We start from the raw sequence: 14,238 nt of genomic DNA, 5'->3' as shown, positions 1-14,238 counted from the left end.
ATGAGTAAAACTCATTTATCCTTCAAGCACATAATACTATCTAGTTTATACTTATTTCAGAAAAAGTCCACTTTATTTTCGTCTTGGGTTCGGATTTGGCGCAAAAGTTGAACCAACAATGTGGTATTGCTTTCTGAATAAGTAACGAACTCCGAAAGAAATTGCAGCGATAATCAAGTAAACAATTCCTGGTAAGACTGGATTAAGAACCTTCAATGCTGGAAGTGCTAATAGGGCAGTTAATGCAACCACTATTATAATAAAACCTGCACTAATCAAGATTCCCTTAAGAAGTTTAGGACGCTTATTAGTCTTTGGATTTGGCATCAACAATTCGTTGAACTTAATCATGAACAAGCCCATTACCACTGAAATAATAATGATACTTGTTACACCGTAACCTGATTGATCTTGAATCTGCTTTTGATTACTGAAAGCAGAAAGCAAACCATACATCCCCATGAAAATTGCCAACATCAACAAGATACTATCAACAGCTCTTTGCCAAAATGGCATATCCATAATAGTCTTTGGTTTTTGAACCGGATGCAAAAGTTGATCCGCTTTAATTGATGGTGAAGCTGCAAATAAGTTATTGGCAGTTACACCGCGACGCTGTGCTGTAACCATTTCTGGTAAAAGTGCATCAACTTTAGCCTTAGCATCCTCAGATGATAAGTTACCTTGCTTTTCTAATTCTTTTTGTAAGCGGAAAACGTAGTCAGAGTTTTTATTGCTAAGAGATTTTCTTAATTCTTCGCTAGATTGACTCTTAACTGCTTCTTCTTTTTCTGCATTTTCAGCTTTAGCTTTTAATTTAGCCTGCTTATTTTCGTTAATCTTAGCAGTGTTTTCTTTTTTCTCTTCAGCCATTCTTATCTCCTAGACATTGAATCTAAATTCAATAATGTCACCGTCTTGAACTACGTAATCCTTACCTTCAAGACGAAGTCGACCAGCTTCTTTAACCTTTTGCATAGTTTCAAGCTTATCCAAGTCATCAAATGAAACAACTTCAGCACGGATAAATCCACGTTCAAAGTCTGAGTGAATAACACCGGCAACTTGAGGAGCCTTCATACCATCGTGGAAGGTCCAAGCACGGGTTTCCTTACCACCAGCAGTGAAGAAAGTTCTAAGACCTAAGATATGGTAAGCGGCCTTGATTAAGCGGTCCAAACCAGATTCTTCAACGCCTTCCATTTCAAGGAATTCTTTTCTTTCATCTTCATCCATTGAAGCAATTTCTTCCTCAGTTGCAGCAGAAATACCAAGAGCTTCCGCATTTTCACGATCAGCATGAGCCTTAACAATTTGGAAATATTTATCACTTTCTGGATCAGCCATTGAGCTTTCAGCAATGTTAGCAACATAAATAATTGGCTTAGAAGTTAAAAGGAACAAGCCCTTAACAATCTTTTGTTCATCTTCGTTGAAGTCAATTGAACGAGCAGCATTTCCTTCTTCAAGAACTGGTTGAAGCTTTTCAAGAACTGCCATTTCGGCTTTAGCTTCCTTATCGCCTTGTTGGGCAACCTTCTTAACTTTGTTGATACGGCGGTTAACTGCATCAAGGTCAGCAATTGCAAGCTCTAGGTTAATAGTGTTGATATCTTCTTCAGGATCAACCTTACCAGTAACTGAAGTAATGTTGTCATCATCAAAGGCGCGAACAACGTGAACAATCGCATCAGTTTGACGGATGTTTTCAAGGAACTTGTTACCAAGCCCTTCACCTTTTGATGCACCCTTAACAAGTCCAGCGATATCAGTAAATTCAAAAGTTGTATGAACAACCTTCTTAGCAGGAATCAATTCTTGAATTCTTGCAAGACGTGAATCAGGAACTTCAACCATACCAACATTTGGTTCAATGGTTGCGAATGGGTAGTTAGCCATTTCAGCTCCAGCTTTTGTAATTGCGTTAAACAAAGTTGACTTACCAACATTTGGCAAACCAACGATACCAGCAGTTAATGCCATAATCTTCCTCTTTTTCTTTAAAACTAAATATATTTTACTTTATCTTACCTTATTATTTTAGCCGAGATTTGGTCGTGCAATCTTATCTTTGGGCAAATAATGCTCTTTTTTCTTATTAACTGGATCATTTGCCTTAGTTAAAACCTTCTTCATCTTACGGTTAAACTCAGATCTTGGAAGCATAATCATTCGTCCGCAGCCCATACACTTTAACTTAATATCGGCACCCAGACGCATGATTTCCCAATCATTAACCTGACAAGCATGTGGTTTTTTCATTTGCACAGTATCAGCTAAATCATATGCATCATTTTTAATCATCGAGATCAACGCCTAAAATATCTAAAATTCGATTTAATTCTTCAGTTGAAGCAAAGTCAATTGACAAGTGCCCCTTACCTTTTTTACCTTCAGAAATATTTACGGCTGAGCCAAACTTATTGGCAAGTTGACTTTCACTTGCACGGATGAAAGCTGACTTCTGAACGGTCTTTTTGCGCGGTTTTTTAGAATTAAGTTGAGCAACCAAAGCTTCAACTTTTCTAACCGGCATTCCTTCTTTAACCACGCGTCTTGCTACATCATCAATCTTATCCTTATCCTTAAGCCCAAGAAGTGTTCTAGCTTGACCCATTGAAAGCTCGCCTCGTTGCAAAAGACGTTTAGTCTTATTAGGTAAGGTAAGAAGTCTAAGATAGTTAGCGATATATGGGCGAGACTTGCCCATTCGCTTAGAAACCTCTTCTTGAGTTAAGCCCAAATTCTTTTGCAACATTTCATAAGCTTGGGCTTCTTCAAGTGGAGTTAAATCCTCACGTTGAAGGTTTTCAAGAACTGCAACTTCCATCATTTGACTTTCATCAAATTGACGAACAATTGCTGGAACTGTTGTCCTTTTAGCAAGTTTAGAAGCTCTAAAACGTCTTTCACCAGCAATGATTTCGTAGCCATTCACTGACTTACGGACAATGATAGGTTGGAAAACGCCATTTTCTTTTATTGAATCAGATAATTCCTTTAAACTTTTATCATCAAAATTCTTTCTTGGTTGATAAGGATTAGGACGAATTTCGTCTAAAGAAATATCTTGAACTTCTTCCTCAACTTCAGTTTCTTCTACTTGAGGTTCATCCCCGAATAAAGCCTCAATTCCGCGGCCCAAACCACCTTTTCTTTTAGCCTCTTTATTTTTTGAGTCTCTTGTCATGAGCTTTAAGCACCTCTTTTGCTAAATCATCGTACACTTTTGCACCGCGAGAATTTGGCGCATATTCGGTAATTGCTTGTCCATAACTTGGCGCTTCTGCCAACTTAGTAATTCTTGGAATAATTGTTTTATAAACCTTATCACTGAAGTATGATTGGACTTCTTTGACAACTTCGGCTCCAAGATTAGTTCTGGCATCAAGCATAGTAAGAAGTACCCCTTCAACACCTAAATCCTTGTTGAAGTGCTTTTGAACCAATCTAATAGTGTTAAGAAGCTGACTTAAACCTTCCATTGCGTAGTATTCACTTTGAACTGGAATCAAAATTGAATCTGATGCTGTGAAGGCATTAATTGAAAGTTGACCAAGTGATGGCGGACAATCAATAAAAATAAAGTCATAATCTTCACTAACTGTATCAAGAGCTGACTTAAGTCGAGTTTCACGAGCCATCATACTAATTAATTCGGTTTCTGCACCAGATAAATTAATAGTCGCTGGTGCAATATCTAATTTCTTAGTTGAAGTATGGTGGATAGTATCAGTTAATGGGATTTCATCAATTAAAACGTTGTAAATGTCCTGGTTGATTTCTGATTTTTCAATTCCTAAACCAGAAGTCGCGTTACCTTGAGGATCAATATCCACAATTAAAACGCGGTAACCACGGTCGGCAATTGAGGCTGCTAAGTTAATGGTGGTAGTGGTTTTACCAACTCCACCTTTTTGGTTAGCAACCGAAATTACATTTACCATAATTTTTCCTATCCTCTACTTTCTCTTTAATTCAATCGTAATCTTATAGTCATCTGGGTCCTTGTTTTCACTAACCTTGACTTTAATTCCAGAATCTTTTGCAAGTTTAACTGCTTGCTTAATGGTATTAATTTGCACCTTAAGATCCTTCGGAATTCGATTAACGACACGTCTTTTTTCCTCGGTCTTTTCCTTTTCTTTCTTAGTAAAATAACCATCAACATCGCGAGCAATAGCTTCTGTATCCTTAACATTCAAATTATTCTTAAGGATTTCATCAACTACACGTCCTTGATCTTTTTCGCTCAAGTTAAGTAAGGCACGGCCATGTCGAGCAGTGATTTCACCGCTAACTAAATAACTTTGCACCTTAGGAGTTAACTTCAATAGACGTAATTTATTAGCTACATATGATTGAGACTTACCCATATTCTTAGCTAATTCTGTTTGACTTAAATTATTAAGCTTCATCAAATTAGTGTAAGCATGAGCTTCATCAATTGGATTTAAATTCTCGCGTTGTAAGTTCTCGATCAAAGCAAGTGATGCAGCTTGGTCGTCATCCATATTATTTACAATAGCTGGAATTTTATCCCAATGTAAGCTCTTAGCCGCGCGAAAACGTCTTTCACCAGCGATAATTTCGTACTTATCACCTTCGTCAACTTCACGAATGACGATTGGTTGAAGCAAGCCTTCCTTATCGAGAGTTTGAGCTAATTCATTAATTGAATCTTCTGAAAATTGGCGACGCGGTTGGAATTGACTTGGGCTAATCTTGCTCAATTCAATATCTTGAATTTGTTTGTTTTTAGGAATTTCATCTTGATGACGATTAAATGAAAAAAGTGCCATTTTACGTCCCTCCCATTATTTTATTGGTTTTCGACGAGGCGTCCCCGCTTGTCGTGGATATTTGTTAGGTGTTTTTTTGATTTTTTGCACCAAAAGTAAAGTTCTTTGATCATCAGTACCAGGTAAAATTAATTCCTTAGTCTCAATTAACTTTCCACCTAAGACTTGCAAAGCCACTTTACTTTCATCAAGTTCTTCAGAACTCTTGGGTCCCTTCAAGGCAAGGAAATATCCGCCTTCTTTAACAAGTGGCAAGCAATATTCACTTAGCACAGTCATATTAGCAACTGCACGAGCTGTCACTAGCTCAAATTTTTCACGATAAAGCTTGTTTTGACCAACATCTTCTGCTCGGCCATGAACTAAATCTACATCGCTCAATTCAAGCTTAGCAATCAAGTCTTTTAAGAAAGAAAGTCGCTTGGCAAGTGAATCAACGATGGTAACCTTTAAGCTTGGCATCAATATCTTAAGAGGAATTGATGGAAAGCCCGCACCAGCTCCAACGTCACAAAGCGTAATTCCTTCTTTAAAAGTATCCTTAAAAGTAAAAAGCGGTGTAACACTATCGAAGAAGTGCTTTAAGTAAACTTCATCTTCTTCAGTAATTCTAGTTAGGTTAACATGCTCATTAGCTGCAACTAATTCTTTAAAATATGTTTTAAATTGCTGCTTTTGTTTATCTGATAATGTAATATTATGTTTTATTAACTCTTGATCGAATTGTTCAGGATTCATATTTCCCCCGTGAAACTCTGTTCCACACTCTATCAATTTAACGACAAAATCACCGTTTAGTAAAGCTAAACTATCCCTACAATTATGAAGTATTTTCCGTCAATCGTCAAAGCCAAACGACATTATATTGGCTTTTTAGCGTATAATATTTTCCAAAGGAGATAAAATATTATGATTGTAACATTAATTGTGCTGGCTTACCTTGCCTGGCAAGCCTATCATGGCTATCAAACCGGCTTCACACGCTACATTATTAACTTAGTATTTGGTGCGATTGTTTTTATCACCGCAATTTTTTTACAAAACCCATTCGGTAACTGGATTTACACACAAGTTACTGGTCATCAAATCCAAACCAACTTAACAGTTGAGACAAATTTGATGTTGTTTAGATTCTTAGCCTTCTTTATCATCCTATTTATTGGAAGACAAGTAGTAAAACTTTTCAAGAGTTGGATACCGGCTAAAAATCCGCACGGAACTAATCTTGGCGGAATCTTGGACAGCGTTTTAGGTGCAGCCGCATCATTTATTGCAGGTTACTTCTTCGTTTATGTAATCTTGTCAATGCTTAACGCTCTTCAAATTCAATGGTTCATGCAGCAAACGATTGACTCAAGTCTTTTACGTTTCATTATCTATAATACTCCCGGACTTTCTAACGGAATGTTTAATAGCATCTTCAGTATTGGTAAGGCTGTGGGATAGAAAAAAGTTCTAACGTTTGTTAGAACTTTTTCTTTTACTCATCAAAATTATCGTAAACAACGCGTTCATCATTGTAAACAAAAACAGCTCCGATTCGATCTGGATTGTCATGCCAGCCTTCAATTGGTTTACCAGCAAAGAATAATCTCTTACATTCAAGTTCTGCTTCAACTGAAGTCTTAGTAAAGGTAGTTACCCCAGCAATATCTGTTTGCACTGGATAACCAGTTCTAGGATCGATAATGTGGTGATATTTTTTACCATCGACCACCAAATATCTTTCATAAGTCCCACTTGTTACTGCAGAACATTGAGATACCATGACTGTTGTAATATTATCACCGCGCGGTTCTTTTGGATCCTGAACACCAATAGCCCATTTTCCACTAATTCTCTTGGGAGAATCACCAACAAGTAAAATATTACCACCCAAATTAATAATTCCAGCCAAAGCACCGTAAGCGAGCCAGAGATCACGAATTCTGTCCGCAATCCAGCCCTTAGCGATTCCACCTAAATCAAGCTCCATTCCAGGCTTGGTTAAATATACTGTTTGGTTGTCATCATCTAAAACAACATCATTTGGATCGATCAACTTCATTTTTTCCTTGATTTGATCATCCGTTGGCACATGAGCGCCTTTAAAGCCTATATGCCATAACTTGACCACTGGTCCAATTAAAGCATTAAAGCCGTAATTTTTGCGACTTTCTTCAACCGCTAGCTTAATCAAACTATACGTCCCACTGGAAACTTGAACTGGATTTTTACCAGCTGCGTGGTTAACATCCATTACTTCAGATTCATCGCGGTTGACTGTCAAAAGATCTTCATAATGATCAATCAACTTAAATGATTTTTGAATAAGTGAATCATCTTGAGTTCCAAATATTTGTAAGGTAATAGATGTACCAAGAGCATGGTGATGTCCAACAGCTTGTTCTAATGCTAAATCTTTTACAATTTCTTTCATAAATTATTTCTTTTCTAAATAAAGTTCTCGCAATGCCTCTTGCATTTCTGAGCTAATTTTAAGTTGCTTCTCAATATAATTATCTAATCCGCCATATTCTTCTTCAATGGTGATTAAGGCGGTATCTAAAAAAGCATCCTGAACCGAGCCTAAAATTCGCATATTGGCTCTAAATTTTAAATTCTCACCATTTTCTTTGAAGTATTTATCACGTCTAGCGCGATAATCATCTAACATTCCATTTGAGAACAAGTAATCTTGACGAATAGTTTCTAAATCTACTCCTAAAATATATAAAATAATCATCGTCACAATACCAGTACGGTCTTTTCCTTCAGAACAATGATATAAAACCGCGCCTTCTTTGGTATTGAGTAAAACTTCTAAGATATCATGAATTGTCTTTTGAGCATGTGGCTTAGTAACGTGAGCATAGTATCTCTTGCACATCATTGAAAAACCAGCATATTGATCTTCACGATAGCGTTCAAAATTCTTCTTATAGTCACCGCCACCCTTAGTATTATCTTCACAAGAAAGTGGCATTTGTAAGTGCTCTACGCCCTCAATTTTTCTATCAGGGCATTTTTCAACTTCATGATGTGAGCGAAGATCAATAATTTTTTTTAAACCATAAGAGTGTAATCTTTCAGCGTCTTCTTCAGAAATTTTACTGATATTGCCAGTTCTAAATAAGCGATTTGGTAAAACCTTGCGACCATCAGCGCCGATATATCCTCCCAAATCACGTGGATTTCTTACTGTTTTTAACGGTAAAATAACTGGTTTACCCATAAAATCTCCTCCCAAGATGAAAAAATAAAGCCTAAGAGTATTAGTCTCAGGCTTTATTTTACAACGCTAAACAATATTCTGCCAAAATTATTTATTTGCTTGATTTACAAAGTTAATAAAGTTTTCCATTGCAGCATCTAATTGCTTAATGTAGTTTTCATTGGTTAAGTCGCCAGTTTCCTTGTCAAAACTGTTTGCGGCACCACCAATTAAAACCTCGTTACCAGGTAACACATTGGCGCCCATATCTGGTGAAAGTAAAATTTCACGGGCTTCTTCTTGAGCACGGCTTGAACCTTGAATACCGTATGAAGCACCAACTACCATAGCTGGCTTCATCTTCATTACGTTAGGTCCAGCATGTGAACCAAGCCATTCAAGCGCACTCTTAAGTGCAGCAGGAATTGCGTGATCATATTCAGGAGTAGCTAAGATAATACCATCTGCATTCTTAACGTCTTCAATCCACTTCTTAGTAACTTCATCAGCTTCTTTAGTTCTGCAAAATGGCTTAATTTCATCAATTTCTTTGACTTCAATATCAGCTTTATCACCGTAGCGCTTAGCAATGTATTGAGCCAAAAAGCGGTTAAATGCAAATGGCGCATTTGTACCAACAACTGCTAATAATTTCATCGTCTAACCTCCTTATTTAGTAACTTGTTCGTACCATTCATCAACTTCGTCGAAGAAGTGACCTAAGAACTTGATAGTTCCTTCATTTACCAAGTCACCATTTTCATCGAATTGACTAGGTGCCAATCCCATCATAAATTCATCACCGTTAAAGAGCTTTACACCGAATCCTGGTGAAATTAAGATAGTCTTCAAACGTAATTGTGAACGTGATGCACCTTGAGGCATTGGAGAAGTTGAAACAACAACTACTGGCTTGCCATGGAAAGGATGAATAGCACTAGAAAGCCATTCAAGTGCACTCTTCAAGCTACTTGGAACTGAGTGTTGTTGTTCTGGTGAAGCAATCAATACCAAGTCAGCGTTTTGAATTTTTTTACCTAAAGCCAAAACTTCAGCAGGAGCATCTTCGCCTTCCTTAAACATAGGTAAGCCCTTAACTGAAGTCACTTCAAAATCATATCTGTCGGCAAAATGCTTAGCGATAAATTTTAATAAAGCCAAATTATAAGAATTATCTGCATTTGAGCCTGATAATGCGAGAATTTTCATAGAAACCACCTTTCAAATACTTCCATATTTTTCATTATATCTTACTTAGTGAATTTTGTTTAAATATATATTACTTTATTATAAAAAAAGACCGGAATATAATTCCGGTCTTTCCAAGCTTTTAAAACACAGCTTCAATTTAGCTGATTAAGCTAAATTGCTCTTTAAAGATGCATCTTGATCTGCAGCAAACATTGGGTTTTCTTGTGTGTCAATGTCGAGACGATCGTTAAGCATAGCGTCATGAAGTTGTGCGTTCAATACATTCACAATTTGATCTTGATTGAATTTAGCAACTTGGTTAACTACTAAAGCAGCCATACCAGTTGTTGAAATCCAGTTAGCGATTACGATATCGTTAATCTTTTCATCACTGTAGTCAACATCTCCAAATTGTTCTTTAAACTTATCAGTTCCTAAGCCCATTAATGTATCAGAAATGATTTGACTACCAAACTTACCGTCAACAAACATTGCGCTGAAAAGTTTAGTGTGGTTTTGAGCAAAGTCAATGTATGCCAAATCTAAATCGATTAAAGCATCACCAGTATATTCCTTTTGCAAAGTACTGGTTTTCAATTCATCAGAAATTCTCTTTAAAACTTCTGCACGAATTTCTTGCATACCACCAAATTCTAAATACAAAGGTTGAGTTGAGAAGTTACCTGCCTTCGCAATACTACGAGCAGTCATTCCATCTAACCCATCAGTAACTGCCATCTTATAAGCAACATCGAGAATTTTCTCTCTGCTTATTTCTTTCTTTCTTGCCATTTTAATACACCTCTACCGTTTAACTGTGCTTTTAAATTACGTAAGTTATTTTTATCTTCGTTAACTATAATATAACTATTAAATAACAAATTCAAGCTTTAAATCAAAAAAATTTTCAAACATTTTATAACCGCTTGAACAGAGATGATTCATCTCCTTTAGTAAATTGATCATAATTTGTATTGACCATTTCAATAACTTCTTGTTTATCAAGGCCTTGGGCCGCACAGTAAGAGAAAAACGATGCTGCCAAAATATAACCTCGTTCACGATTATCTGTTAAATTTTCTGAGAATTTAATGTCAACACTTTGGTTAGCATAGTCAGTATTTATTTGAATTGATTTGTTTTCTGGTTGATCGTTCATCTAATATCCCTCGCTTTAAAATATAAAAAAGAACGCAAAATATCTAATTTAGGATAAAATAATTATAATCCTAATAACAGAAAGAGTGAAATATATATATGCAAACATTTACAGGACGTTCATCATGCACTTCTATTTTGATTGGAAAAAATGCAAGTATTAATGGTAGTGTTGTAATTGGTCGTAATGAAGATGCTAAGACTGCCTGGCCAAAACACTTAGCTTTTAACAAACATGAAACTGTCACAAACAATCACTTCAAATCTAAAGATAATAAATTCGAAATGGATTTACCAGAAGAAAAATTTGCCTACTCATCCACTCCAGAATGGACAGATAAGTATGGCTTATTTGAAGAAGATGGAATTAATGAATATCACGTTGCAATGAGTGCTACAGAAAGTGCCTATTCTAACGATCGCGTTTTAGCGGCTGATCCCTTTGATACTAAAAAAGGGATCTTAGAAGAAGCAATGATTACCGTTGTTCTACCTTATATTAAGACTGCTCGTGAAGGAGTAAAAAGATTAGGTGAAATTGTTGAAAAATACGGTGCAGCTGAAGCCGACGGAATTTTATTTGGTGATCGTGATGAGGCCTGGTATTTAGAAATTGGTTCCGGCCACCACTGGGTTGCCCAAAGAATTCCTGACGACTCATATGCAGTAGTTGCTAATCAATTAGCCATTCAAGAAATTGATTTTAATAGCAGTGATTTCATGTATTCAGAAGGTATCCAAGACTTCGTCTACGAAAATAATCTCTGGCCAAAGGACAAACCATTTATTTTTCGAGAAATCTTTGGCACTCACGATGATAGCGACCTTCATTACAATACTCCACGTGTTTGGATCGGGCAAAAACTTCTTTCTCCATCAATTGAACAAGAAGCTCAAAGTTTTGACCTACCATTTATTCAAAAACCTGATAAACCAATTTCAATTCAAGATGCTCAAGCAGTTCTCAGTAACCATTATCAAAATACTCCCTATGACTTAACCAATAAGAAGAATAAAGATAATGCAACTTTCCGTCCAATTTCTGTTGCTACAACTCAAGAATCACATTTACTCGAATTAAATGGTGAATCAATGACGCAATGGCTTGCAATGGGCGTGGCCGCACAAAGCGTTTATGTTCCATTCTATCCACAAGGCACTAAAGTTCCTACAATGTATAAATATGGTAAGGAAACATATTCATCAAACTCAGCTTACTGGGTATTCAAACTTGCCAGCACCTTAGTCGATCGTGATTGGGCAAAATATAGCAGCGATCTTAGCAATGCGCAAAAGGCTGCTAACGAAAAAGTAACTCGTATCCGTTACAAGGCCGATCAAGAATTGGCTAAAGAAACAAATCACAAGCAACAAATTGAAATTGTTGATAAGGCTAATAATGACATGGCCAAGGCCGCAATTAAGATTTTCCAAGAATTAAATGCGACATTAATTACTAAACAAACAGCAGATTCACCTTTACGCTTTAAGATGGATCCAAATTTATAAAAATAGTCAAAAAATAAAGACAGCCCAAATTGGGCTGTCTTTTTAACATAAATCACTTCTTCTGAGTCATACGACCATCCATCATTTCATAAATATGATCCGCATATTTTTCCAAACGAGGATCGTGAGTAACCAAAATACTTGCCTTATCTCGTTCTTTTGCAAGACGCTTGAATAACTTACCTACCTCTTCAACATTTGCAGTATCAAGTGAAGCAGTTGGTTCATCTGCAAGTAGAATTTCAGGATTAGCATAAAGTGCACGAGCAATCGCTACACGTTGTTGTTGACCACCTGATAATTGATTTGGATACTTCTTAGTAAGCTCGGAAATACCAAGCTCATCAAATAATTTATTTAAATCTTCTTTTGATAAATTATTGTGCTTTTTAATCTTATCAACTAAAACAAATTGTTCTCTAACAGTTAAAAACGGAACAAGATTGTAAGCCTGCAAGATAAAGCCGATTTCGTTTAAGCGAAGCTTACCACTTTGCTTAGATGAAAACTCGCTGGCATCTTTTCCATTAATTAAGACTTCACCTGAAGTTGGCTTTTGAAGAGTTCCAGCAATAGTCAAGAAAGTACTTTTACCAGCACCAGATGGCCCCATGATTAAGACAACTTCACCCTTATTAGCTTCAAAGTTGATCCCTTTCAAAGCCTCAACTTTAGCCAAACCTTTACCATAAACTTTTTTGATATCTTTTAATTCAATTACAGCCATAATTATTCTCCAATCGCCTTTGCAGGATCAACCTTTAATATTTGTCTAATTGGAATCAAACTACCAATAATACCCATTAAGAGCATACCGACAGTACCAACAATCATAATTGCAGGAGTGAGTAAGATTGGAACTGAAGCAGGAAGTGCTATTACAGTAATCCAAATAGCGATTAAAGCAACAATTACACCGGCTGCAACTAAAATAATTGATTGACTAATAGTTGAGTTAACCAAAGTCTTTGAAGGAACACCTTGTGCACGCATAACAGCGAAGTTGTGCATCTTTTGCATAGTTAAAATGTATAAGAAAACTGCAATAATGATCAATGAAATTACGAATAAGAATCCGATCATCATTTCAAAAGTTACGTTTTGTGCGGTGTAACCAGGTAACTTATTGATGAAAGTTGCTACAGTATAAGTTTTAGCAGAATTCTTATCATACTTGTAGTTTGAATCTTGAGAAATAATTGCGGAAGCTTCAATGTTAGGCATCGCATCGTGTAAGGTCCTCCAAGTTGATAATGGACCATAAACAATCGGAGCAATATTAATCTTGGCATTCTTAACAAATCCAACAATCTTATATTTCTTCTTTGAATCATTCAAGCTAATCTTGTCACCTAATTTATAATCCTTTTGCTTGAAACTTTGATCAACGGTAACTTCATTGTTCTTAGTTGCCTTACGGCCGGCTACTAATTGTTGATCTTTATAAATAAATTGTGAATTCTTAATTCCTAAAAATTGTGCAGACAAACTTGCCTTACCCTTGGCTTTAGCAACAATGGGGGCTTCACCAACTAAAGCTTCCTTTTTACCAATCTTGGCGTCTTTCAAGTCTTCTGTAGTTAAGATTGATTGACTCATACTGATATTGGCATTTTTATTCAAAACTACTTTTTCAGTATTCCATGATTTGATTGCTTGAGTATTTTCATCACTTAGACCGATAGCTAATGAGGACAACATAAAAATTAAGTAGCTAATCAAAAAAATCATCAAGATGATCAAACCATATCTTAATTTTTCATGTTTGATTTCTTTAAATGCTAAAAACATTATTCTTTGCTCCCTCTATCAATTGAATACAAACTTTCTTTATATCTAGCTAAATTTTGCTTTTCATGAATAGGATCAGCGAAAACAGAATTAATTACTTCATGACTTAAAACCATTGCTGCCCACATCTCAGGAGTCATGTGAAGAAGTTGTTCCGAGTTGGTCTTCATTCCATCAGGAAGTGCTGCTTCATTGTGGAGCATATGCTGCTTCATAAGAGCTTCATACTTTCCATGTTGAGTCTCATCAATGAATTTAACCACTTGCTCATAGAAAAAGTCTGGATCGAATTTATCACCCGGATTCATATTTGTATGAATTTCTTGAACCGCAATTTCATACAAGTATGTATATGCGTCTGTTAAGTCATCAAAGTACTTATAAAATGCACCTCGAGCAATATTGGCCTCCTTAACAATTCGTGCAACTTGAGCATCTGGCAATGAATGATCACTAAATTCATGCAGTAAGGCCGCCGTAATTCGCTGCTTTTTTTCTTCTGGTAAATTTTTAAAAGTCGACTTAACCATTGAGTAATCCCTTCCTTTATTGACATTCTGTCACATTAGTTATGATATATGATATGCCTATGGT

18 protein-coding genes are annotated in these 14,238 nt (G+C 36.2%); 2 read left to right on the top strand and 16 right to left on the bottom strand.

All coding sequences use genetic code 11. The annotated features are described in order from the left end of the window. Positions 1-72: 72 nt before the first annotated feature. Genes NFR82_RS05105 through rsmG form a run of 7 tightly spaced genes read right to left on the bottom strand, consistent with a single transcriptional unit; the run spans position 73 to position 5,540 of the window. Entirely contained in the window at positions 73-873 is an 801-nt protein-coding gene (locus tag NFR82_RS05105; RefSeq protein ID WP_251717214.1) for a DUF1129 domain-containing protein, read from the bottom strand. 9 nt (positions 874-882) lie between these two features. Next, positions 883-1,983, bottom strand: a complete 1,101-nt coding sequence (gene ychF / locus NFR82_RS05100; RefSeq protein ID WP_251717213.1) for a redox-regulated ATPase YchF — start codon at positions 1,981-1,983, stop codon at positions 883-885. A 57-nt stretch (positions 1,984-2,040) separates the two neighbouring features. After that, positions 2,041-2,304: a DUF951 domain-containing protein gene (locus tag NFR82_RS05095; protein WP_251717212.1), complete on the bottom strand. Its 264-nt coding sequence runs from the start codon at positions 2,302-2,304 to the stop codon at positions 2,041-2,043. Further along, positions 2,297-3,190 carry a ParB/RepB/Spo0J family partition protein gene (locus NFR82_RS05090; RefSeq protein ID WP_251717211.1) on the bottom strand — a complete coding sequence of 298 codons (894 nt, stop codon included), beginning with the start codon at positions 3,188-3,190 and terminating at the stop codon, positions 2,297-2,299. The genes NFR82_RS05095 and NFR82_RS05090 overlap by 8 nt, the downstream gene beginning before the upstream one ends. After that, positions 3,168-3,947, bottom strand: a complete 780-nt coding sequence (locus NFR82_RS05085; RefSeq protein ID WP_251717210.1) for a ParA family protein — start codon at positions 3,945-3,947, stop codon at positions 3,168-3,170. Before NFR82_RS05085 ends, NFR82_RS05090 begins: the two co-directional genes overlap by 23 nt. Positions 3,948-3,962: 15 nt before the next feature. Continuing rightward, positions 3,963-4,802: a nucleoid occlusion protein gene (noc, locus tag NFR82_RS05080; RefSeq protein ID WP_251717209.1), complete on the bottom strand. Its 840-nt coding sequence runs from the start codon at positions 4,800-4,802 to the stop codon at positions 3,963-3,965. A gap of 15 nt (positions 4,803-4,817) precedes the next feature. Further along, positions 4,818-5,540 carry a 16S rRNA (guanine(527)-N(7))-methyltransferase RsmG gene (rsmG, locus tag NFR82_RS05075; protein ID WP_251717208.1) on the bottom strand — a complete coding sequence of 241 codons (723 nt, stop codon included), beginning with the start codon at positions 5,538-5,540 and terminating at the stop codon, positions 4,818-4,820. Between the two features lie 171 nt (positions 5,541-5,711). Here rsmG and NFR82_RS05070 point away from each other — a divergent pair, with 171 nt between their 5' ends. After that, positions 5,712-6,248 carry a CvpA family protein gene (locus NFR82_RS05070; RefSeq protein WP_251717207.1) on the top strand — a complete coding sequence of 179 codons (537 nt, stop codon included), beginning with the start codon at positions 5,712-5,714 and terminating at the stop codon, positions 6,246-6,248. Positions 6,249-6,282: 34 nt separating this feature from the next. On the opposite strand, the gene NFR82_RS05065 is transcribed toward NFR82_RS05070, so the two are convergent. The 6 genes from NFR82_RS05065 to NFR82_RS05040 form a co-directional block, all read right to left on the bottom strand. Beyond that, a complete protein-coding gene (locus tag NFR82_RS05065) occupies positions 6,283-7,212 on the bottom strand; it encodes an FAD:protein FMN transferase (RefSeq protein ID WP_251717231.1) in 930 nt (309 codons plus the stop codon). 12 nt (positions 7,213-7,224) lie between these two features. After that, positions 7,225-8,016 (bottom strand): tyrosine-protein phosphatase, encoded by a 792-nt coding sequence (locus tag NFR82_RS05060; protein ID WP_251717206.1) that lies wholly within the window; start codon positions 8,014-8,016, stop codon positions 7,225-7,227. Positions 8,017-8,103: 87 nt separating this feature from the next. Beyond that, entirely contained in the window at positions 8,104-8,652 is a 549-nt protein-coding gene (locus NFR82_RS05055; RefSeq protein WP_251717205.1) for an NADPH-dependent FMN reductase, read from the bottom strand. A gap of 12 nt (positions 8,653-8,664) precedes the next feature. Beyond that, on the bottom strand, positions 8,665-9,204 hold the full coding sequence (locus tag NFR82_RS05050) for an NADPH-dependent FMN reductase (RefSeq protein ID WP_251717204.1): 540 nt from the start codon (positions 9,202-9,204) through the stop codon (positions 8,665-8,667). 147 nt (positions 9,205-9,351) lie between these two features. Then, the gene (locus NFR82_RS05045; RefSeq protein WP_251717203.1) at positions 9,352-9,978 is read right to left on the bottom strand and encodes a TetR/AcrR family transcriptional regulator; all 627 of its coding nucleotides are present in this window, start codon (positions 9,976-9,978) and stop codon (positions 9,352-9,354) included. A gap of 124 nt (positions 9,979-10,102) precedes the next feature. Continuing rightward, positions 10,103-10,345 (bottom strand): hypothetical protein, encoded by a 243-nt coding sequence (locus NFR82_RS05040; protein ID WP_251717202.1) that lies wholly within the window; start codon positions 10,343-10,345, stop codon positions 10,103-10,105. A gap of 98 nt (positions 10,346-10,443) precedes the next feature. Here NFR82_RS05040 and NFR82_RS05035 point away from each other — a divergent pair, with 98 nt between their 5' ends. After that, positions 10,444-11,853 (top strand): C69 family dipeptidase, encoded by a 1,410-nt coding sequence (locus NFR82_RS05035; protein WP_251717201.1) that lies wholly within the window; start codon positions 10,444-10,446, stop codon positions 11,851-11,853. Between the two features lie 52 nt (positions 11,854-11,905). Here the strand turns inward: NFR82_RS05035 and NFR82_RS05030 are convergent, their stop codons facing one another. Genes NFR82_RS05030 through NFR82_RS05020 form a run of 3 tightly spaced genes read right to left on the bottom strand, consistent with a single transcriptional unit; the run spans position 11,906 to position 14,174 of the window. Continuing rightward, a complete protein-coding gene (locus tag NFR82_RS05030; RefSeq protein ID WP_251717200.1) occupies positions 11,906-12,580 on the bottom strand; it encodes an ABC transporter ATP-binding protein in 675 nt (224 codons plus the stop codon). A 2-nt stretch (positions 12,581-12,582) separates the two neighbouring features. Beyond that, entirely contained in the window at positions 12,583-13,644 is a 1,062-nt protein-coding gene (locus NFR82_RS05025; protein ID WP_251717199.1) for an ABC transporter permease, read from the bottom strand. Beyond that, positions 13,644-14,174, bottom strand: a complete 531-nt coding sequence (locus NFR82_RS05020; protein WP_251717198.1) for a TetR/AcrR family transcriptional regulator — start codon at positions 14,172-14,174, stop codon at positions 13,644-13,646. The genes NFR82_RS05025 and NFR82_RS05020 overlap by 1 nt, the downstream gene beginning before the upstream one ends. Between the last annotated feature and the right edge of the window lie 64 nt (positions 14,175-14,238).

Source organism: Lactobacillus agrestimuris (genome assembly GCF_943193025.1).
Taxonomy (GTDB): Bacteria; Bacillota; Bacilli; order Lactobacillales; family Lactobacillaceae; genus Lactobacillus; species Lactobacillus agrestimuris.
Note: the sequence above shows the minus strand (reverse complement) of the source record. Positions and strands in the feature narration are given on the sequence as shown.

What these genes read in the sequence shown, in the direction of transcription:
- rsmG (WP_251717208.1), bottom strand. Translation starts at nt 5,540, where the DNA reads ATGAATCCTGAACAATTCGATCAAGAGTTAATAAAACATAATATTACA.
- NFR82_RS05070 (WP_251717207.1), top strand. Translation starts at nt 5,712, where the DNA reads ATGATTGTAACATTAATTGTGCTGGCTTACCTTGCCTGGCAAGCCTAT.
- NFR82_RS05055 (WP_251717205.1), bottom strand. Translation starts at nt 8,652, where the DNA reads ATGAAATTATTAGCAGTTGTTGGTACAAATGCGCCATTTGCATTTAAC.
- NFR82_RS05050 (WP_251717204.1), bottom strand. Translation starts at nt 9,204, where the DNA reads ATGAAAATTCTCGCATTATCAGGCTCAAATGCAGATAATTCTTATAAT.
- NFR82_RS05025 (WP_251717199.1), bottom strand. Translation starts at nt 13,644, where the DNA reads ATGTTTTTAGCATTTAAAGAAATCAAACATGAAAAATTAAGATATGGT.
- NFR82_RS05045 (WP_251717203.1), bottom strand. Translation starts at nt 9,978, where the DNA reads ATGGCAAGAAAGAAAGAAATAAGCAGAGAGAAAATTCTCGATGTTGCT.
- NFR82_RS05020 (WP_251717198.1), bottom strand. Translation starts at nt 14,174, where the DNA reads ATGGTTAAGTCGACTTTTAAAAATTTACCAGAAGAAAAAAAGCAGCGA.
- NFR82_RS05090 (WP_251717211.1), bottom strand. Translation starts at nt 3,190, where the DNA reads ATGACAAGAGACTCAAAAAATAAAGAGGCTAAAAGAAAAGGTGGTTTG.
- noc (WP_251717209.1), bottom strand. Translation starts at nt 4,802, where the DNA reads ATGGCACTTTTTTCATTTAATCGTCATCAAGATGAAATTCCTAAAAAC.
- NFR82_RS05060 (WP_251717206.1), bottom strand. Translation starts at nt 8,016, where the DNA reads ATGGGTAAACCAGTTATTTTACCGTTAAAAACAGTAAGAAATCCACGT.
- ychF (WP_251717213.1), bottom strand. Translation starts at nt 1,983, where the DNA reads ATGGCATTAACTGCTGGTATCGTTGGTTTGCCAAATGTTGGTAAGTCA.
- NFR82_RS05105 (WP_251717214.1), bottom strand. Translation starts at nt 873, where the DNA reads ATGGCTGAAGAGAAAAAAGAAAACACTGCTAAGATTAACGAAAATAAG.
- NFR82_RS05095 (WP_251717212.1), bottom strand. Translation starts at nt 2,304, where the DNA reads ATGATTAAAAATGATGCATATGATTTAGCTGATACTGTGCAAATGAAA.
- NFR82_RS05030 (WP_251717200.1), bottom strand. Translation starts at nt 12,580, where the DNA reads ATGGCTGTAATTGAATTAAAAGATATCAAAAAAGTTTATGGTAAAGGT.
- NFR82_RS05085 (WP_251717210.1), bottom strand. Translation starts at nt 3,947, where the DNA reads ATGGTAAATGTAATTTCGGTTGCTAACCAAAAAGGTGGAGTTGGTAAA.
- NFR82_RS05040 (WP_251717202.1), bottom strand. Translation starts at nt 10,345, where the DNA reads ATGAACGATCAACCAGAAAACAAATCAATTCAAATAAATACTGACTAT.
- NFR82_RS05035 (WP_251717201.1), top strand. Translation starts at nt 10,444, where the DNA reads ATGCAAACATTTACAGGACGTTCATCATGCACTTCTATTTTGATTGGA.